Origin of the sequence: Rhodanobacter sp. AS-Z3 (genome assembly GCF_029224025.1) — a bacterium.
In the GTDB taxonomy this organism is placed as follows: domain Bacteria; phylum Pseudomonadota; class Gammaproteobacteria; order Xanthomonadales; family Rhodanobacteraceae; genus Rhodanobacter.
In genome coordinates this window covers 3591873-3611368 of the sequence record NZ_CP119392.1, presented here as the reverse complement: position 1 = coordinate 3611368, position 19496 = coordinate 3591873, and the positions used below count along the sequence as shown (strand labels likewise).

Genomic DNA, 19496 nt, shown 5'->3' with positions numbered 1-19496 from the left:
AGACTGCGTCATCTTCAAAGATCCGGGCCGATGACCAGATGCAGCTGGATGCCGTGCGCGCGGTTGTCGTGGATCGGCGTGCCCAGGTCTACACGGATCATGCCCACCGGCGAGCGCCAGCGCACACCGAGGCCGGCGCCGATCTTCGGGCGGTAGTCGGTGGCGCTGAACGCATTGCCGGTATCGACGAAAGCGGCCATGCCCCAGTTGCGCGTGAAGTAGTGCTCCACTTCGGTGCTGGCGACCAGCAGGTTGGTGCCGCCGATCACCCGGTCATCGCTGTTGCGCGGGCCGATCGACTGGTAGCCGTAACCGCGTACCGAGCGGTCGCCGCCGGCGAAGAAGCGCAGTTGCGGCGGCAGCGCCGAGAATTTGTCGGTGTGGGTAATGCCGAAGCTGCCGCGTAGAATCAAGCGGTTGCGTGACTCTGCGCCGAACGCACGAATCCACTTCGCATCGGCGGTGAACTGACTAAAGCTGGCATCGGACAGCAAGCCGCCCGCAGTGCTGCGCACAGCCATGCTCAGCAGCCAGCCGCGATGCACGAAGTCGGGATTGTCAGCCTGTTTGCGCAGCAGTGACGCTTCGCCGAAGACCAGGGTGCTGCGTCCGCGCTCGATGCCGGGGGTGTTGTCCGGCTCGCTACCACGCTTGCCGACGGTGAAGGTGCCGGACAGGGCGTGCACACCCACCGTGCGTGTCCAGCCGTGCCATTGCCGGGTTTCGTTGCCCACCACTTCCAGCGTGCGCGATTGCGAGGTGGCGGTATTGGCATCGCGAAAGTTGGCACCGGCGTTGTAGCTGCGCTGGTTGTCACCGGGCATGGGGATCGAATACAGCGTGGATAGCGTCTTCAACTTCTGTGCCACCACCAGCTCGTTCTTCCACTTGTGGCCGCGGTGGTTGACCCAGCGACGCTCCAGCCCACCGCGCACGCCGAAACCGGTGTCGGTGCCGATGAACGGGCCGCCGGTGTAGATCGAGCGCTTGGCCGGTGCCAGTTGCACGGTGACGTCGATCACGCCGTCCTTCGCTTCGTCGATATTCGGCAACACGTTGACCACCGCGAAATAGTCGGCGCCATTCAACGCTTGCTGCAGCGCCAGCAACTGATCCTGCGCGAAGTAATCGCCGGATTTGAACGGCACGTAGCGATCGAGGAAACCGTCGTCGAATTGCGAGCCGTCGAAATGCACCTTGCCGTAGCGGAAACGCGGGCCAGCGTCCCATGCCAGCTTCACCACCGCGCTGTGGTTGGCGCGCGTCACTTCCACTCGATGGGTAACCAGCCGTGCATCGAGGAAACCATTGGCGGTGAGCTGGGCGCTGAGTGCGTCGCGCACTTGTTCGTAAACACCGTGGTCGAGGCGTTGCCCCTTGAGTTGCTCGATGGCCCGTTTGGCGCGCCGTAGCGGGGCGATTTTCGCCGCCGTCTGGTCCAGTTGCACGTCGACGGTGGTGACCTTGACCGGTTCGCCAGGTTTCACATGCAAGGTCACCTGCCAGTCCTTGCCGACCTGCTGCAGATCGCCCGTGACGGTAGCGTCGTAATAACCGTAGGGCTGCAGCGCCGTCCTGACCTGGTCGGGCGCGCGTTCGTACAGACGCCGGACCTGAGCATCGCTGACATCGCGCCTTGCGTATTGCGACAGTTCTACCGCGGAAATTGCCGCGGCCTTGAGCGGATCGTCGACCCCGTCGACCGTCAGCCGCACGCCGGCATAGGCGGGAGCCGCCAATAGCACTAGCGGTAGCAGCAGACTCAGGCGTCGGGGGATTCGGCGCATGCGTGGGGTTCCGTCCTCAGTGGCGTACTCGCGGGGTGAGGGAAGCTTACCGAATTGGAGGTTGGCTCCGCATGAATGCGGGCTGCTTGCATCGGCATCAGAGCCGGAGCGTCATGTTTGATTTGTCGATGCGGCCGAGGCCGCATCGACAGGCCGCATCAACCGGCCTTGTCGCCCGCCTTGTGGGCAATCCATGCGCCGATCACCGCCGATACGTACGGAATCGACTGCGCGGCAAGAATGAACATCCACAAGGTGCCTTCGATATAGCGCGTGCCGTAGCCATGCGCCATGCCGATGATGCACAGCGCCAGCGCCATCGCCATCAGCCCTTCTTCGCGCACCGGGGCGAACGCGGCGAAGTTGCTGCCGCCCAGCCGGCGACTCTTCGCGGTCACCACGAACGAAGTCTTCTCGCGGGTGAGTCCGTGCAGGATGCCGCGGGCGATGGCGTGGCTGAGGCCCATGCTGGCCAGCGAGGCCATCAAGGTGTCATACCAGCTGCACGGAACGCGGGCGCGGTACAGCACGATGCCGAAGATCGCCTTGGCGAAGAAGAAGCCGATTACCGGAATCAGGAACAGCTGCATCGGCAGGCTGAAGTACTGTGGATACGCAATCATGCCCGCGGTCCAGAACAGCGCCATCAGGGTGAAGATCAGGTGCAGCGCATCGGCGAACCAGCTGAACCAGCCGGTGAGGAAGTGGAAACGCTGACCGGCCGACAACGGGCCTTTCTGCGTCATCCAGCTCCAGCGACCCTTGAGAATCTGCATTGCGCCAAACGCCCAGCGGTAGCGCTGGCTCTTGTACGCCTTGAAGTCGGCCGGGGTCAGGCCCTTGCCCATCAGTTCGTCGACATAGACCAGCTCGTAGCCGGCGTGCATCAGACGCAGACCGAGCTCGGCGTCCTCGCAGATCGTCCACTCCGACCAACCGCCGGTACCTTCCAGCGCGGTGCGCCGGACCATGGTCATGGTGCCGTGCTGGATGATCGCGTTGCGCTCGTTGCGATGATGCATGCCGATGCGGAAGAAGCCGTCGTATTCCCACGCGGTCATCCGCCGGAACGTGTTGTTCTCGAACTCGCGATGCGCCTGCGGGCATTGCACCACGGCCACCTTCGGGTCGTGGAAATAGCCGGTCAGCGAGGATAGCCAGTCGGCACGCACTTCGTAGTCGGCGTCGATCACCGCCACCACGTCGGCCTGTGGATCGGTTTCCTTCAGGCCGAAATTCAGCGCGCCAGCCTTGTAGCCGGGCCACGGTGCCAGATGGAAGAAGCGGAAGCGTTTGCCCAGCTTCTCGCAATATTCCTGCACCGGCTGCCACACCGCCGGGTCCTTGGTGTTGTTGTCGATCACCAGCACTTCGAAGTTGGCGTAATCCAGCGCGGCCAGCGAATCGAGCGTGATGAACACCATCTCCGGCGGCTCGTTGTAGCAAGCCAGGTGGATCGATACGAACGGCTGCTTTTCCGGCGGATCAGGCGTGAGCATGCCCGCGTGACGCATCCACTTCGGCCGCCAAAGCACCTCGGTGAACTCGAAGCCGTTGATCAGCAGGATCGCCAGAATCGCGATCTGCGCCGGGAACAGCAGCGTGAGCATGGTCCAGTCGACCCAGCTCAGATAGAAGTTGAATGGCAGCGTGGCCGACCACGTCAGCAGGCCGCAGGCCAACTGGATCAGCATGCAGAAGAACAGCTTGCCCATCAGCTTGAAGCGACTGAAGCTGCGCGCAAACAGGATCATCGGCAGCAGTGCCAGCAGGCTCGCCGCCAGCGCCTTCCACGGCCAGCCCATGTCTTCGGTGACCGGGCCGGTCAGCGGGAACTTCATCTGGCGGTCGGCGTTGAACATGCCCCAATACGCGCCGGTGCGCCCTTCGCCCAGGTTTTCCTTCCACGGCTGGTCGAACGCCTCCAGCAGGAAGTAGTCGATGTGATGCTGCTTGGCGAGGTTCATCCAGTCGCGGATGAAGATCGCCTCGTTCGACACCGACGGGTCAGCGTATTCGTGGCGATCACCGTTCGACGGCCAGCCGATTTCGCCGACCACCACAGGCTTGTTCGGGAAGTGCTGACGGATCTGATCGTAGGCACCGAGTGCGGCAGGCACTGCATCCTTGCGCACGATGCCGTTCCAGAACGGGAACAGATGGATGGTGACGAAGTCCACGTGCTCGGCCAGCTCGGGATACTTCAGCCAGATGTAGTCCGGTTCGGCGATCGACACCGGCTGGTGCACGGCAGCGCGCACGCGGTCCAGGTAGGTCATCATCTGCGCCGGCGTGAGGTCGTTGCGGAACAGCACCTCGTTGCCGACGATGACGCGGGTAATCGTGTCCGGGTAGGCGCGCGCCTTGGCGATCAGCAGCTCGATCTCGCGCTCGTTGTTGTCCAGCCGCTTGTCGATCTCGGCGCCGGCCATCACCTTCAGGCCTTCCTTCTGCGCCAGCCGGTACAGCTGCGGGTTCTGCTGCATGGTGTACGTGCGCACGTTATCGCTGTACTTGTGCAGCAGCTTCAGGTCGCTGGCGATCTCGTCGTCGCCGGGGAAATCCTGCTTGAACGGGCTCTGGTAGCGCTGGAACACCGACAGCGAGAAACCGCCGATCTTGCCGTGCCAGTCCTCCGGCCCGTGCGGCAGGTTGCCGTACCACCACAGGCCGATGTTCATCGCTGCCACGATCAGCGCGAGGATGATCGCCGTGAGTAGCGGGTAACGGCTGTTGGGGTTTGCTGCGGTGGCGCTCAAAAAAATCCCCAGAGGATGCCTGCGCAACAGGCGGTAAAGCCGCAAGAGCTTACCGAATGTAGGGCTGGCGGCCAATCAGTCTATGGCAATGCGGTCAGCGCAAGGTCAGGCCGCCAGGGGAACGTGCCTCGAGCGAGGCGCTGGATGTTGGCGCAGGCGCTCAGCATTTTGGTCCCGCCGGTGCCGTGTTTGATAGCGCCGAAGTTGCCGGTCGCATGTGCATTTCGCCATTGCGAGGCGTCCTCCGTGTGCGCCCGAGACGCAGTTCGTGTTCGTTGCCGGGAGAGCACGAGAGTATCCCGGGCAACCGTGGCCGCGAAAGTTCTCACGAATCCATTACGTGTCTCTCCTGCCTTGCTGGCAAACAACCGAAGGAATTTCGTGAGGCCTGTTGCGTACCTGCGCGTTGGTTGAGTGCTTCATCCCAATCTCTTGGGGCTTCGTAACTTCTTGCATATTCAGGCACTTAAGAAACATTCCTATGGACTGCCCGGACCAGCCCGCAAACAATGCCGCCCTTCTGAAGCCGGTCGATCTGTACCGGCCGAGGTTCGAATCACCGATCGGGTCTAGCAGGGAGCGGACGTTTGTCACAGGGATTGTTTCGCCAGGAAGTCATCGACGCCAAGCGCGGCGAATGGCTGGGCTCGATCATCGTGGTGGCACCGCTGTCGCGCTGGTTGCTGACCGCGCTGGCGTTGGCGCTGGCCGCGACGATTTTGCTGCTCCTCTTCCTTGGTCACTACACCCGTCGCGAAACCGTTACCGGGCAGTTGGTGCCTGATGCGGGTTTGCTCACGCTATCGGCGCAAACCACGGGCACGGTGACCCGCACTTTGGTGCACGAAGGCGAGCAGGTAACTGCCCGGCAACCGTTGGCTGAAATCTCCGCCGGGCTCGATAGCAGCATGGGTGACACCCACGAAGTGGTTGACCGGCAACTGCGTGTGCAAGAAGCAGAGGCACGGATTGCCCTGGCCAACTTGCAACCGCAGACCGATGCCCAGGCCAAGGACCTGCGCAGCCGCATTGACATGTTGCGCTCGCAGATCGACCAGATCGGCGGTCAGTTGGTACTCGAGCGTCGGCAAGCCGACACAGATGCGAATCTGTTGAAAGAAATATTGCCGCTGAAAGCGCGCGGCCAGATTTCCACCGTCCAGTTCGACCAGTATCAGGCAACCGCTTTGTCCGAACAGAGTCAGGTCAAAGCGGTTATGAGTCAGCGCCTCACTATTCAGCAGCAGTTGAGTAGTTTGCGGGCGCAGCTCACGCAACTGCCGCTCAGCACTGCGACCCAAGCCAGCCAGCTGCGTGGACAACTCGCCCAACTGGATGCCCGGCTAGCCGAGAATGCAGCCGCGCGCGGCACGGTGCTGCGCGCGCCGCAGGCGGGTATCGTCTCGGCGTTGCTGGTGAAGCAAGGTCAGCATGTAACCAACGACCAACAGTTACTCTCGATTCTTCCGGAGGGCGCGAAACTTGAAGCCCAACTGTTGGTTTCCAGTAGCGCGATCGGATTCATTGATCCCGGCAATCGCGTAGTGCTCCGCTATGAGGCTTACTCGTATAAAAAATTCGGCCAGCAATCCGGCAAGGTCGAACAAGTTTCCCGCAGCGCACTCACCTCCGCTGAAGCTTCTTTACTGTTGGGTCGTAGTGCGACGGTTCCGCTATACCGCGTGTTGGTCTCGCTGGACCATCAGACCATTGACGCCTACGGCAAGGCCAAGGTGCTGAAGCCCGGCATGGCGCTGAGCGCCGACATTCTGCTTGATCGCCGCAGCCTGTGGCAGTGGGTGTTTGAGCCGCTGTATGGCTTGCGTCAGCAGCTCTCGGTCCACGGGGTGCCGCACGAATGATCGCGAAACCCGACAATGACGGCACCGGCCTATTCGACGGTCTGCAATGGGGCTGGCGGCGCCCCTTACCGATGATCCTGCAAACCGAAGCCGCTGAATGCGGACTCGCGTGCCTCGCGATGATCGCGCGTTACCACGGTCACGATGTCGATTTGCCGTCGCTGCGCCGCCGGCATTCAACCTCGCTCAAGGGTGCGAACCTGGCGCGGATGACGGAACTGGCCGTGCATCTTGGCTTCGAAACTCGCCCGTTACGACTGGAATTGCACGAACTAACGCAACTGAAAACGCCCTGCATCGTGCACTGGGACTTGAACCACTTCGTGGTACTGAAGCAGGCCAATACCCGCGGCGCGACAATCCATGACCCTGCACGCGGCGTGCGCAAACTTGGCAACGCGGAACTATCCAAACATTTCACTGGCGTCGCGCTTGAGTGCAATCAGGGCGCCGATTTCAAACCTATCAAGGCACGTCGGCCAATCTCGCTGCGCGCGCTGACGGGCAAGGTCAGAGGCTTGGCGGGTGCGCTGATCCAGATTTTTGCGCTGGCCGTGGCGTTAGAAGTATTTGCGTTGGCTGGGCCGTTCTATCTGCAATGGATAATGGACCAAGTATTGGTCTCCGCCGACAGGAACTTGCTGACTCTGCTTGGCATCGGGTTTATCGCCTTGTCGGTGTTCCAAATACTTATTTCGGCAATTCAAAGCTGGACGGTAACCTGGTTCGGGACCATGCTGAGTCTGCAGTGGGCCAACAACCTCTTCAGTCACATGTTGCGGCTGCCCTTGGACTGGTACGAGAAGCGCCACGTCGGCGACATCGTTTCGCGTTTCGGCTCACTGGGAACCATTCAGTCAACGATTACCACCCAATTCATTGGCTCAATTCTCGATGGGCTGATGTCAACAGTGACCTTGGTCGTGTTGTTCCTGTATTCAGTGCCATTGACCCTGCTTGTTCTTGGCTTATTCGCGACCTATTTGATCTTGCGCTTGGCATTCTTCAGGCCGTTCTATCGGCTCACAGAAGAGCAGATTGTCTACGGTGCTCGCCAACAGACTTAAATGCTGGAGTCCATCCGTGGCGCGCTGTCGATCAAGCTTGGCAACAAGCAGTCGCAGCGTGCAGCCCGTTACGCCAATACCATGGTTGAGACCACCAACCGTGGCATAGCGACCCAGCGATTGGGCATCCTGTTCAAATCTTTGAATCAAACACTATTTGGCGTTGGCAACGTGGTCTTGGTCTGGATCGCAGCAACTTTAGTGTTGAGCGGCCACTTTACCGCTGGCATGCTCATCGCCTACACGGCCTATGCGGGGCAATTCACTTCGAGGGCGGGTAGCCTCGTTGATTATGCGATGCAACTGCGGATGCTCCGTTTGCACGCCGAACGTGTTTCCGATATTGCGCTTGCAGCACCCGAGACCGCTACCGAAACTGTATGGGTTGGAGAATCCTTGCGACCATCAATCGAGGTATGCAATGTCAGCTTCCGCTACGCAGAAGGCGAGCCTTGGGTACTTCGCCATTGTTCGTTTCGCGTAGCTCCTGGCGAGTCACTTGCTCTCGTTGGTCCGTCAGGGTGCGGCAAGACGACACTAGCGAAAGTCATCTTGGGCTTGCTCACACCCCAGGAAGGGAGAGTTCGCTATGGTGGCATCGATATCCGCAAGCTTGGTCTTGCCCACTACCGCAGCCAGGTTGGCACAGTCATGCAGGACGACCAAATGTTTGCCGGTTCAATTGCCGAAAATATTTGCTTCTTCGAGCCTGATACGAGCCAAGTACGTGTGGAGGTGGCAGCAAAGCTGGCCGGCATACACGACGACATCATCGCCATGCCAATGGGCTATGAGTCATTGGTGGGTGACATGGGGTCAACCCTTTCGGGCGGCCAGAAACAGCGTGTCATTCTGGCGCGCGCGCTCTATCGGAAACCCACCACGCTTGTGCTTGATGAGGCCACCAGTCATCTCGATATCGAACGTGAGCGTCAAGTCAATGCCGAGATAAACAATATGCAGGTGACGCGAATACTAATAGCACACCGCCCTGAGACCATCGCTAGCGCGCGGCACGTGCTGCAAGTCATTAATGGGATGGTTCGGCCGGTACATTCAGCCGCGCACAAAATGGAGAGAGGGGGAGTCACCATAGAGAAATTGCATCCGGCCAAGACACCATAGCAGGTATAGGAATGATGTCAGCGCGTTTGAAGCGGGTGCAGATCCATTAGATAGGGATATATACCGCAAGTCTGAATGTGCCAAGACTTGTGCACTCTGCTCGAGCACTATTCCCTTCGGACAGGGTATCTGAAAAAACGTAGGCACTTAACTTACAAAGGAATGAACATATGCGCAATCTTATGAGTACTGAGCTCCTGGCTGTCGTCGGTGGCTTTGACCAGACGGAGAATCCGCTTAACCCCAGCTATACCGGGTTTGGCGCCCAGCAAGATAGGACCACGACGCAATGTCCGGACGGCTATCATCCAGAGAGTGGTAGTGGAACAGCCGGTGCTGGCGGCAGCGGCAGCGTTACGGTGCTGCTTCCTATTGAAGGAGTTCCAGTTACCGCGAAAGTGGGCGGTAACGGTGGTGCCGCTACAACGGCAGCTACTTGGAATGGCTGCACAGCGAACGGCTTCCATCACGACCCATCGCAACAGGGTAAGGTTGTCAAAGACGGGCCGTAATGTTTTCGATTTGATCTGCGCCCATTGCTGCGCGCTACCTTAGCCCAAACGGAAGCGGTAGATTGTGAGTCACAAGCACATTGAATGCTTGTCTTTAAGTAATCGCGTACGCCACCAGTAGTGCTGATGGCGTACGCTTTATGTTTTTGCCTATGTGATGACCTCGATGATCAATAACATTCTCGCCAGATCACTATTCCTACTTTCTGTAGTGCTGGTAGGGTGTGGATCAGTGGCGCGGGCGCAAGACACCAAGGCTGGGGGCCCGCCAGTCAAGGCACGTCTAGTGGACCTTGATTATCTGGCTATGGCATTCGTTGATGGCAATGTTGCCGGCCTTGATGTGTATAAGCATAGCTCGGATCGCATGATTGCTGATTTAGCCTGGGCTGCGTACTTCCGATTACGTGGAGATGGCCAACAGGCGATGGCTTCTTCGAACGAGTGCATAAATTATCCGGTCGAATCGGGTCTTCATGAATACTTTCACGTGGTATGTCTTTGGGTCAGGGCGGGAATGGAGCGTGAAGCGGGTGAAAACAGGGACTCCTATCTGTCAAGGAAAGAAGGGTGTGAGTACCTGAAATCACATCAAAAAAGCATCGCTAGCGACATCTCACGAAAAATAACAGGTCGTGACGACGTTATGGGAGAAAAAGTACTTGGTTGCGAGAGGCTTGGCTACTTTGACTCAACCCTTTATTTGCCGAAAACGTCTTACTCGATCGACCGTAATTGGTCACAAATAGATATAGATCACGGCTTTGTCACGATTGCTATCAATGGCAAAAAGGTTAAGTTTCTTGTTGATACGGGCGATAGCGAAATTACAATCAATTGTAAAGTAAACAAGGAAGTTTGTGCGGATATGAAAGCCGTAGGATTAAGGTATACGACGGATGATTTTTCGCAAACGTACAGAAGTCAGGATCGAGTGGCCAAGCATGTTCATTTTGGACCTCTTGATGTTTACGGTGCATATCTTGGCACAACGGATAACGCACCGAGTACTATTGGTTTCAGCTATCTAAGGCGCTTGGGTGGTTTTGTTCTGACGCAACGATATATACGAAATCAAGAGACAATCCCGGATAATGCTTCGCAGTGCACACGCTTAAAATACGACTATGGCGCCATTGAAGCACGGCAGCTGCGGCTAAAGGTGGATGTGGAGACCACCGTCGGGAACTTCAAGCTATGGCTTGATACCGGCAGTACCTCTGGTTCGAACATGCCCGAGACTACGTTGTTCTTGTACGAGAGGTCGCTCGCAAATCACCCCTTGGTAAGGGCTGGCGTATTCAAAAGGCAAAGCGTCACCAGGACGCAGCATGGATCAATTGTTCCTTTGGCCGTTGATTTCTTTCATTTTTCGATGAATGGCAGCGAGCAGAGCCAGCTGACAGGTCTGATCAGCCCCAAGCAAGACTATTTGTCAGAAGATTCCGACGGAGTTCTTGGTGGCGCTCTGACTGATCAGCTATCGATGTGGCTGGACTTCAGGGGGAGGAGGGTTTGCTTCTCCAGGCTTAGATGAGCATCTGATGATTCTGGGGATAGGGCTCAGGCCTTCCTCTGGGGGCGTCGCAGTTAAGGAAGCTCTGAATAGGTTTTACCGGAAAGAGTGCAGGTAGCCGTCCAAACGTTGCCGGCTGCTTCGATGGCGCAGGAGAGCTTCTCCGATGCCGAGTATGCCGGCAAACGCAAGCAGGAGCGGCAGTAGCGCTTCCTTGCGAAGATGAAACAGGTGTTGTCGTGGGCTGCGTTGCTGGCGTTGGTTGGGCCGGTGAGATCCGAAACTTCAACTGGCGGCGGCGCTTTTAGGCGATTTTGGGCGGGGCGATGAAATTAGGTGTTTGTTTACTGATCTGGATTTTGCTCCCCTGCATTCCTGGGCACTGCAGGGCAGCGGACGTTTCAGCAAACACGATGTTGCATGGTGCGCAGAGGGCTTTTGCGGCGTGCGGGAAGTTGCAAGGTGTAAACGTTGTTGACCATGGGCATGTCCTTTGTCTCCGCGGCAAGATCGACCCGGCGATGTTCATAAGCGTCGCGACGCTGAGAGACGGTATCAAAAGAAATCCTTACGTCATCGTGTCTGGCGAGGGCGGCTACGTGGATTCAAGCTTCTATATCGCCAGGATGCTTGATGCCTACGATCCGGTGCCCGTTGCCGGTGACATGTGTGCATCTGCCTGCGCCTCATTCCTGTTTCTTATGGGCCGGCATCGCGTACTTCTTCATTGCGGTGACGTGGTGATGCACAGCGGGCTATGGTCAATCGAGGACGTTCTGTCCAGAAAGAGCAGCGATGACCTCAAGCAGCGGTTGATCGCAGACGTCTGGCTGATTCATGATTTCTACAATGAGCGTCAGATCAGTCTGGATATGATCAACAAACCGCCAGCGCGCATACAGAAGTTACTGGACGCGGGCAAGACGGTCTTTTGGCCATGGAGCATCAACAAGCTGCGGTCGTTCGGCGTCAAGGGAATCGTCAGTGAGAACGATCCTGACGAGGTTGTGCCACACGACTATGCGGAAAAATGTCTCGCGCACAAGCAATAGGCAATTTTTAGGCGGGGTGGCCACGCTGGCGGTTTCTCGCTCGGCGGTGACGTGGTCGACGCTTGGATGGCTCTGCTCGATCCCGCTCGGATAGAGCTGGAACACAGATAACGGGGAGCCACTGATTCTGCAGTGCCAGTGGTCTGGTCCGTGCGGTTAGCTGCGCGTGCGGGCTGGCGTCAAAAGTTGCGGGTGTCAGGCATGCACGACCGTGTTGAGCGACGTGCTTCGTGTCTCGAGGTGATGGCGGTGGCACAGCAAGCGTTGCCCGAGGAAGTCTGGATGTCGACTCCCCATAAACTTGGTCCAGGTATAACCAGAGGTCTCCGGGCAAACTAGCCCCTAAGGAGACCAACGATGCGCAAGAGCAAGTTCACCCAGAGCCAGATCGTCGCGACGCTGAAGCAGGTCGAAGGCGGTCGACAGGTCAAAGATGTGTGCCGAGAGCTGGGTATCTCGGACGCCACCTACTACGTCTGGAAGTCCAAGTACGGCGGCATGGAAGCGGCTGATGTTCGGCGTCTGAAGGATCTGGAAGAAGAGAACGGCCGCCTCAAGCGCATGTTCGCTGATCTGTCGCTGGAGAACATGGCGCTGAAGGACGTCATCGCAAAAAAACTATAGACCCGGCGCACAAGCGCCCGCTGATGTCGTGGCTGATGGATGTTCACGACTGGAGCGAGCGTCGGGCTTGTCAGGCGGTGGGGCTTTCTCGATCGACGGCACGCTACAAACGCCGAGTGGATCGGGACGAAGCAGTGATTGCGTTGCTGGCCGAGCTGGCTGAGCGGTTTCCGGAGCGTGGTTTCGACAAGCTGTTCCAACTGATCCGCCGTCGCGGGCTGGTTTGGAATCACAAGAGGGTGTGGCGCGTGTACTGCCTGATGCAGCTCAACCGGCGCCGCCGCGGAAAGAAGCGGTTACCCAACCGGCACCCGATGCCGTTGGTGGCCGGCGACCAGATCAACAGCAGTTGGTCGATCGACTTCATGTCCGACGCCCTGTGGGACGGGCGGCGCTTTCGTACGTTCAATGTGATCGATGATTTCAGTCGCGAAGCGCTGGCGGTCGAAGTGGATCTCAATCTACCAGCCACACGTGTCATTCGCACGCTAGAGCGCATCGCCGCCTGGCGCGGCTACCCGACCAAGCTGCGCCTGGATAACGGCCCGGAGTTCATCGCGCTGGCTCTGGCCGAATGGGCGGAACGCAAGGGCATCGCCTTGGACTTCATCGAGCCCGGCCGGCCGATGCAGAACGGCTTTATCGAACGCTTCAACGGAAGCTTCCGGCGTGGCGTGTTGGACATGCATGTCTTCCGCAATCTCACCGAAGTGCGCGAGCAGGCCGAACGATGGGTAGCTGACTACAACAACGAGATTCCCCATGACAGCCTCGACGGGCTCACGCCCGCCGAATTCCGCATTCAAAACGACCCGGCGACCTCTAATTTAGCGTGGCACTGATTTATGGGGAGTCGACATGGATACCCGGCGATTGACTTACGCCCATCGAAGATTGGGGATGGCGGCTCATCAATCTACGGAACGGCGCGGGGTGGAGGCGCAAGATCAAGCCCGGCGGAATGATGCGGCGCGTGAATCAAATGGGCCGATGTCGTTGCCCTCCTTGACATCGATCAACGTGTATTGTTGAATTAATACACATGGACGCCTCGCTACTCACAGTTCAACCTGCCTCTGCGGAGCCGATCTATCGGCAGATCGTGGAGCAGTTGCGTCGACTGATTGCCGGGGGGCAACTGGCGGCAGGGGAGTTGCTGCCATCGGTGCGTGAGGTGGCGGGTTTCCACGCGATCAATCCGATGACGGTGTCGCGCGCCTATGGGCTGGCCGAAAGCGAGGGCCTGCTGGAGCGTCTGCGTGGCAAGGGCATGGTGGTGGCAAGTACGCGGCGTGGCGGCCAGAGCGAAGCGCACCGGTTGTCGTTGATCGAGCCACAACTGAAGGCGCTGGCGCGGCAGGCCGGCGAACTGGAATTGCCATCCGAGCTGGTGTTGCGCCGGCTTGCTGGTCTGCTGGAAAAATGAAATGTCTCTGCGAGGAAACGCCATGAATGCGGTACTAAGAGAAACCCTTGCGGCCGTTGCACCGCTGGCGGTACACGGACTTTCCCATGGCTACGAGGGCGGCAACGTTCTACGTGGCATCGACCTGGCGCTGGAGCCGGGTAGCGTGCTGGGGCTGATCGGTCGCAACGGTGCCGGCAAGTCGACCTTGATTCGCGCGATGCTGGGGCTGCTGGTGCCGCTGTCAGGCACCGCCACCGTATTCGGTGAGCCGGCCTTGAAGTTGTCCGATGCGGTCAAGCAACGGTTGTCCTACGTACCACAACAACCCGAGGCGCTGGCCTGGCTCACCGCCCAGCAGATGCTGGATTACGTGGGTCGTTTCTATCCGGGCTGGGATCAGGACTTTGCGAAAAGTACGCTGGAGCGCTGGCAGATCCCGCCGAACAAGGTGATGGCCAAGTTGTCGCCAGGTGAAAGGCAGCGCGTGGATTTGATCCGCGCACTGGCGTCACGCCCGGAATTGCTGGTGCTGGACGAGCCCGCCGCTGCGCTTGATCCAGTGGCACGCCGCGAATTGCTGCGCGAAATTGCCCTGCGTGCCGGTGAGGCGGGTGCCACGGTGCTGTTCTCCACCCATATCGTGTCGGATCTGGAACGCGTTGCCTCGGATGTCGCCTTCCTGCATCAGGGCAAGCTGCTGATGCACTGCACGGTTGACGAAACCAAGGAGCGTTACGGTCGCCTGTGGCTGCCGGCAAGATTCAGCGCGGTGGCGCCGACGCAGAGTCTGAGTCGACGTCGCCACGACGACGGCAGTCTCAGCCTGGTGGTCGAGCGCGATGCACACGGGCAATGGCCGGAAGCCGCCAGCCTGGAAGGTGCACGTGTCGACGCGCTGGGGCTGGAAGATCTGTTCGTGGAGATTGCCGAGTGAATCCCGCGCGCTTGCTGGAGCTGCCTTGGTTCGGTGCCGCGTCAGCGCGAGGGTTGATTGCGTTGCTGATTTTTCTGACGCTATTGCTGTCCGCGGCGTTTGGTTTCGCCGACGCCTACACGCCGCCGTTGGCCGTGAATTGGCTGCGCGCGGCGACGTATGGATTGGCCTGTTTAAACGCAGCCATCTGGGCGATGTTGTTGCCCAACGTCTTGCTCGCGGCCTATGCCGCACGCCGTTTGCAGATGCCGGGCGCGTGGCGCGATGCCCACCTCAGTCTGGCCTTTTACGCGTTGCTCACTATCGTTTTGCCGGTGACTCTGTTGGGCGTCATGGGTGGCTATGTGGCGGTGGCAGCCGTCGAGTTGGTCATCGGCGCGGGGCTTGGGATGGCGTTTGCAGCGTTGCCAAGTTACTGCACGTCGGTGTTCTTCCTGATGGCGGTGGTTCACGGTGTCGTGGGGCGTTGGTTGGCGTTGCCCAGCGACACGCAGTCGGGCTTTCTTGGTTGGACGGTACCGCTGGCGGTGGCATTGTGGCTGGCGGTCGGGTGGCTCTGGCAGCGTGCGCTGAGGCCACAGGCCACCCTGGATGGTTTGCACGCGCCAATGTTTTTTCTGGTTCGGCTTGGCAAGTGGCAGCGGCTGCTTGGCGTGGGCCATGCGGCAACCGATAGCCAGTTGTCCGGGCAGAAACCTGGCTGGCTGCGCACCACAGTCGATCTGCGCGGAACCGGCCCGGGGAATGCGGTGCAGAGTCTGCGTGTGGCACTTGGTGAAAATTTCATGCCGCAGACGCGCAGCAGCCGAATGCGCAAGACCGTGGTCGGGTTGCTCGCCTGTTTGTTGATCGCTGGGTTGCTGGCTTTGCAAGCTGTCGGTGATGCTGAGCGGGGCCAAGGCATGCCGCTGGCCATGGGAATCAGGTTTTTGGTGATGGCGTGTGTGCCCTTTATCAGTGCGGTCATGGCGGTGGTAACTGCCAACGTTTTGCGCCAGCGCTGGTCGCGCAGTAACGCCGAATTATCGCTGCTGGCCTTGCTGCCACGGCTGGGTGATTCCGCCCAGGTCAAGCGTGCCTTGTTGCGCGCCAGCCTGCCGCCAACGCTGTACGGCCAGGCAATTTTGCTGGTGACCTCGCTGCTGGTTGCAATCTGGTGGCAGTTGGGTGCGGAAAGCTATCTGTTGCTGCTGCTGGGACAGCTTTGCGGCGCAGCGCTGTTTGGGGTGTTGGTGCTGCTGGTGTTCGCCGGCGGGCGTTTGTCGAGCCCGAACCTTGCCGCACTTATCGTGCTGGGCTTGTTGTGGTTCTTCCTGTCACTCGCTTCGGTGCTGGTCTCACACGTTCCGGTGCCGGCACTCGGCGAGGTGATAGCCATCGGCTGGGTCGCCGCTTTCGTTGTATTGCTGTGGCTGGGCATGCGGGGCTGGCATGCGCTGCAACAGCGTCCACACGCGTTTCTGGCAGCCTGATGGTGATTGTCCGAGCCACATTTGCTGCAGCCCCGGTCGTTGCTGATGGCATCCGTTGGGTGCTTGCCGTGTATCCACCGAGGCATGCGTGATGACGATCATGGATGCGTTGCTGTTGCCATGGGAGATGGCCCAAAAAGGGACGCGCTGGCTCGCGCTGGTGCTATTCGTGGTGGCGGTTATTGGCGCAACCGCTTTCGCCCTTTTTGCGCACAAACCCGATATGTGGGTTCGCGTGGCTTTCATCATCGGCATCGCGGAGGCCTTGATATGGCCGCTGTGCCTGAGCACGACGATCCTGCTCACGATCGATGCGCAGCAACTGCGCCTGCCGCGTCTCCAGCGGGAGGCGGTTGCGGCAATGCTGATCAATTTTTGCCTTGGTGCATTGGTGCCGGCATGGGTGATCGGCGGGTTCAGCGGGCATGTGCTGGCGGCGAGTTTGGTGATCGGGTTGATGATTGTCGCTGGCTGGCTCTACAGCATGTTGCCGCGGCTCGTCAGCATGGGTCTATACATGACCGGCATCGTCTTGATCTCGGGCCATTCAATGCGGCAGTTGCCGACCCGTGCGAATTTTCCGGATTGGGCGGGGCCACTGCTGCTCGTGGGCGTGGCTGCGGCAGTGATCTGCTGGCGTCGGCTGGTGCTGGCAGCCAATCCCTATCGACTGTCGTGGCATAGCCCGATGGCACTGCGGCTCAGTCGTGGAATAGGTTCGGTTGCGGCTGCTGCCCGCGGTAGAGCGCCAACGGTTCTTCGGCCGGAGTGGCTGCAGGTACGTGGGGATTTGCGCCACTGTGGTCCAGGTCATCCGGTGACCAGCTTGCGCATGGCGTTTGGTGGAACGTATATGCCGCTGACCATGGCGAGTCGGCTAAGGCGTCATGCCGTTGTGGTCACGGCGATTGCCGTGTTCGTGGCGTGGTTCGTGGTCGGTGATCTCCGGGCGATGAGGTTCTCGCAACTTCGCGTTCGCGACGCGCTTGTCGTGCTGATGTTGTGCAGTGCGGCTGCCTGCATGATGTCCGCGGTTTCCTGCCTGACCGAAATCCGGATGCGCTGGCGCAGCGGCAATGCAGAACTTCCCCTACTGGCCTTGTTGCCCGCGTTGGGTAGCGAGGTGAAACTCAGCGTTTTGCGCGCCGCCCTGTGGCCACCGCTGCGGATGCTGCTGCTGGCCACCTTGCTGGTACTGGCGGTGCTGCCGCGCATCGGAACGCATGAGGACATATTCGCTTTGCTGATGGTGTTTGGCACGGCCGGCTTCGTGGTCGCCTTCACCCTGCGTGTTGCGGGCGGGTGTGTGTCGGCGCCATGGGAGGCGCGGATCGTGGGCCTCCTCGGCTTGCTGTTGCTCATCGGTACGCTGCTCACCGGCGTTTTTTCCATCGATGTCGGCATTACACAGGCAGGTACCAACGCGCTGTACAACAGCTTGCTGCTCGGCTGGCTGATCGTTGCGGTGATGTTGCTTAGGCTCGGGTGGGGCGGTTGGCAGGCATTGCAGCGGCGTCCACACCCATTTCTGGTGTAGTGAGGGAACGGCGATGACATGGCTAACGGTGAAATCGTTGCAGCGTGACTTCGGCTTGTCGTGGATCGCCAGTGAGGCGATTGTCGTGGAGCAGATCCGTCTGGTTCGCAGGCAGCGTGGTCGGCTGGGGGTAATGATTGCGAGTCTGTACTTGGGCGGCATGTTGCTCGCTTTCGGCGCGATTGGCTGGCTACTGCCCTCGTTGCCACACGGCTGGCAGCTACTGCTTCGGCTGCCCGGGTTTGCCTTGATGTTCTTTTCCTGGGTTGTGCTGCCACGGTTGATCGCCAGTGACGCGATCCTCGCTGCGGCAGCAGCGCAGGCCGGCCAGCGATCGACAGGCGCGACCATATGAACGTTCTCCATCGCGTACTGCTGGCTCCGTGGATAGCGTCGCCACGTTCGTCGCGTTGGCTGGTCGTGATGACGTTTGTCGTTGCATTGGCTGGCGCAGTCGTTACCCGGATATCTACGCACGGCGCCCGCCCGTGGCTGTTGAGTGTGATGGTGCTGGGCGCAGGCAACGCGCTGTGCTGGCTGTTGCTGATGCCGAACTGTTTGTTCCTTGCAATAGCGGCACGCCATCTGCGGATGCCAGGTATCACCCGTGACGTGTCCTGGAGTATGCCGTTGTATGCCGTGCTGGTGATCGGCGTACCGATGGTGCTGCAACTGCCACAGGGAAACGTGATGGCCTTTGCCGTCGTGCAGTTGTTGGTTGCAGCTAGGGCAATGCTTTACATGTTGCTGCCTGCCTATGCCGGTATCTTGCTTTGCCTGTTGCCAGCCTTGCATGCCATCGCCCGACATCTGGTTGCGTTGCCAGGCATCGCTGATCCCCGCTTTGTCTCGTGGTGCGGTGGTCTGGTCGTACTGCTGCTATTGCTGCTGGCGTGGCGCTGGCACCAATTGCTGCATGGTGAAATACCGACGAGCGGATTGCGCGCACCTGGCCTGATCAATCTGCGTCGCAACATGGGGCGTGCGCAGAGCGATCCGTTGACTGATGCCACGCTGTTGCGTCGCCGCCCCGCATGGCTGATTGCCCGGGTTGATCTCAGCGATGTGGGATTACGAGCACCGGTCCAGTCGCTGCGGGTGGCGTTGGGTGGCGGTTACCTGCCGCAAACAGCAGCCGGTCGGTTGATTCAGTTGGCCGTCGCACTGCTGGCCATGCTGGCGGTCGGCTTGCTGCTGTTTGCCGTGACCATGGGCGACAACAGTGGAGGGCAGTTTCTGCACTATCTGCTGAGCCGCGAGGGTTTCACGTATGAGGCGTGGGTGTTTGGCGCGTTCAGCGTGGGGGCATCGGCGGTGGCGGTGGAGTTTTTGCTGCTGCGCTGGGAGCGAGTGAATGCCGAGTTGCCCTTGCTGGCCTTGTTGCCGGGCCTGTCCGGGAATGAGGATATCAAGCGGCTGCTGTTGCGCACGGCGATCCAGAGACCGGCGGGCTACATCGTTGGCTTGTTGCTGATGGGCTGGCTGTGGGTTGCCGGATACGGGTATGGCTGGGTGATTGGGTGGGCGATGCTGGTGGTCTCCCTGGCTAGCCTGGGCTATCTGTACACGATGGTGCTGGGAATTTTTGCGGGCAGGCCGTTGTCTGCGCTTGGCAAGGCGTTGCTGATAGTTGCTCTGTTTACCTTGTCCAGCCTGACGTTGTTGCTGCCACCGTTGTGGCACGACTGGTCGGCGTTGTCCGAAGCCAACATGCAAACCGCGCTCGGTTTCTCATGGCTGCTGCTGACGTTGTTCCTGTGTTGGTTGGGGCGGCGTGGCTGGCAGGGATTGCAGCAGCGGCCGCACCCATTCATCCCGAATTGACCGCCGCCTGGTGAGTC

Annotated in this window: 14 protein-coding genes; 12 read left to right on the top strand and 2 right to left on the bottom strand. The window is 59.6% G+C overall.

Translation table 11 applies throughout. The features are described from left to right. Nucleotides 1-14 precede the first annotated feature (14 nt). Entirely contained in the window at nucleotides 15-1787 is a 1773-nt protein-coding gene (locus tag PY254_RS16160; RefSeq protein WP_281013076.1) for an autotransporter assembly complex protein TamA, read from the bottom strand. Between the two features lie 158 nt (nucleotides 1788-1945). After that, nucleotides 1946-4546: a glycosyltransferase gene (locus PY254_RS16155; protein WP_281013075.1), complete on the bottom strand. Its 2601-nt coding sequence runs from the start codon at nucleotides 4544-4546 to the stop codon at nucleotides 1946-1948. A 587-nt stretch (nucleotides 4547-5133) separates the two neighbouring features. Here PY254_RS16155 and PY254_RS16150 point away from each other — a divergent pair. From PY254_RS16150 to PY254_RS16095, 12 genes are all read left to right on the top strand, one after another. After that, complete coding sequence (locus PY254_RS16150; protein WP_281013074.1) at nucleotides 5134-6408, top strand: HlyD family secretion protein; 1275 nt, start codon at nucleotides 5134-5136, stop codon at nucleotides 6406-6408. Further along, a complete protein-coding gene (locus tag PY254_RS16145; RefSeq protein WP_281013073.1) occupies nucleotides 6405-7475 on the top strand; it encodes a cysteine peptidase family C39 domain-containing protein in 1071 nt (356 codons plus the stop codon). Before PY254_RS16150 ends, PY254_RS16145 begins: the two co-directional genes overlap by 4 nt. Next, a complete protein-coding gene (locus PY254_RS16140) occupies nucleotides 7476-8600 on the top strand; it encodes a peptidase domain-containing ABC transporter (RefSeq protein ID WP_281013072.1) in 1125 nt (374 codons plus the stop codon). It begins immediately after the preceding gene. Between the two features lie 678 nt (nucleotides 8601-9278). Next, the gene (locus PY254_RS16135; protein ID WP_281013071.1) at nucleotides 9279-10649 is read left to right on the top strand and encodes a pepsin/retropepsin-like aspartic protease family protein; all 1371 of its coding nucleotides are present in this window, start codon (nucleotides 9279-9281) and stop codon (nucleotides 10647-10649) included. A 392-nt stretch (nucleotides 10650-11041) separates the two neighbouring features. Then, on the top strand, nucleotides 11042-11680 hold the full coding sequence (locus PY254_RS16130) for a hypothetical protein (RefSeq protein WP_281013070.1): 639 nt from the start codon (nucleotides 11042-11044) through the stop codon (nucleotides 11678-11680). Nucleotides 11681-12037: 357 nt separating this feature from the next. Further along, nucleotides 12038-13146 (top strand): IS3 family transposase gene (locus PY254_RS16125; RefSeq protein WP_281012031.1). Its coding sequence is split into 2 segments (ribosomal slippage): nucleotides 12038-12290 and nucleotides 12290-13146, totalling 1110 coding nucleotides; the frame shifts between segments, so codons are not numbered across the junction. 200 nt (nucleotides 13147-13346) lie between these two features. Beyond that, complete coding sequence (locus tag PY254_RS16120; protein ID WP_281013069.1) at nucleotides 13347-13730, top strand: GntR family transcriptional regulator; 384 nt, start codon at nucleotides 13347-13349, stop codon at nucleotides 13728-13730. 22 nt (nucleotides 13731-13752) lie between these two features. Beyond that, the gene (locus PY254_RS16115) at nucleotides 13753-14646 is read left to right on the top strand and encodes an ABC transporter ATP-binding protein (protein ID WP_281013068.1); all 894 of its coding nucleotides are present in this window, start codon (nucleotides 13753-13755) and stop codon (nucleotides 14644-14646) included. Continuing rightward, nucleotides 14565-16118 (top strand): hypothetical protein, encoded by a 1554-nt coding sequence (locus PY254_RS16110; RefSeq protein WP_281013067.1) that lies wholly within the window; start codon nucleotides 14565-14567, stop codon nucleotides 16116-16118. The genes PY254_RS16115 and PY254_RS16110 overlap by 82 nt, the downstream gene beginning before the upstream one ends. A gap of 91 nt (nucleotides 16119-16209) precedes the next feature. Beyond that, a complete protein-coding gene (locus PY254_RS16105; protein WP_281013066.1) occupies nucleotides 16210-17655 on the top strand; it encodes a hypothetical protein in 1446 nt (481 codons plus the stop codon). A 13-nt stretch (nucleotides 17656-17668) separates the two neighbouring features. After that, nucleotides 17669-18010: a hypothetical protein gene (locus PY254_RS16100; RefSeq protein WP_281013065.1), complete on the top strand. Its 342-nt coding sequence runs from the start codon at nucleotides 17669-17671 to the stop codon at nucleotides 18008-18010. Next, nucleotides 18007-19479 carry a hypothetical protein gene (locus PY254_RS16095; protein ID WP_281013064.1) on the top strand — a complete coding sequence of 491 codons (1473 nt, stop codon included), beginning with the start codon at nucleotides 18007-18009 and terminating at the stop codon, nucleotides 19477-19479. Before PY254_RS16100 ends, PY254_RS16095 begins: the two co-directional genes overlap by 4 nt. Nucleotides 19480-19496: the final 17 nt, after the last annotated feature.

What these genes read in the sequence shown, in the direction of transcription:
- PY254_RS16095 (WP_281013064.1), top strand. Translation starts at nt 18,007, where the DNA reads ATGAACGTTCTCCATCGCGTACTGCTGGCTCCGTGGATAGCGTCGCCA.
- PY254_RS16135 (WP_281013071.1), top strand. Translation starts at nt 9,279, where the DNA reads ATGATCAATAACATTCTCGCCAGATCACTATTCCTACTTTCTGTAGTG.
- PY254_RS16140 (WP_281013072.1), top strand. Translation starts at nt 7,476, where the DNA reads ATGCTGGAGTCCATCCGTGGCGCGCTGTCGATCAAGCTTGGCAACAAG.
- PY254_RS16115 (WP_281013068.1), top strand. Translation starts at nt 13,753, where the DNA reads ATGAATGCGGTACTAAGAGAAACCCTTGCGGCCGTTGCACCGCTGGCG.
- PY254_RS16145 (WP_281013073.1), top strand. Translation starts at nt 6,405, where the DNA reads ATGATCGCGAAACCCGACAATGACGGCACCGGCCTATTCGACGGTCTG.
- PY254_RS16120 (WP_281013069.1), top strand. Translation starts at nt 13,347, where the DNA reads ATGGACGCCTCGCTACTCACAGTTCAACCTGCCTCTGCGGAGCCGATC.
- PY254_RS16100 (WP_281013065.1), top strand. Translation starts at nt 17,669, where the DNA reads ATGACATGGCTAACGGTGAAATCGTTGCAGCGTGACTTCGGCTTGTCG.
- PY254_RS16160 (WP_281013076.1), bottom strand. Translation starts at nt 1,787, where the DNA reads ATGCGCCGAATCCCCCGACGCCTGAGTCTGCTGCTACCGCTAGTGCTA.
- PY254_RS16110 (WP_281013067.1), top strand. Translation starts at nt 14,565, where the DNA reads ATGGCCGGAAGCCGCCAGCCTGGAAGGTGCACGTGTCGACGCGCTGGG.
- PY254_RS16105 (WP_281013066.1), top strand. Translation starts at nt 16,210, where the DNA reads ATGACGATCATGGATGCGTTGCTGTTGCCATGGGAGATGGCCCAAAAA.
- PY254_RS16130 (WP_281013070.1), top strand. Translation starts at nt 11,042, where the DNA reads ATGTTGCATGGTGCGCAGAGGGCTTTTGCGGCGTGCGGGAAGTTGCAA.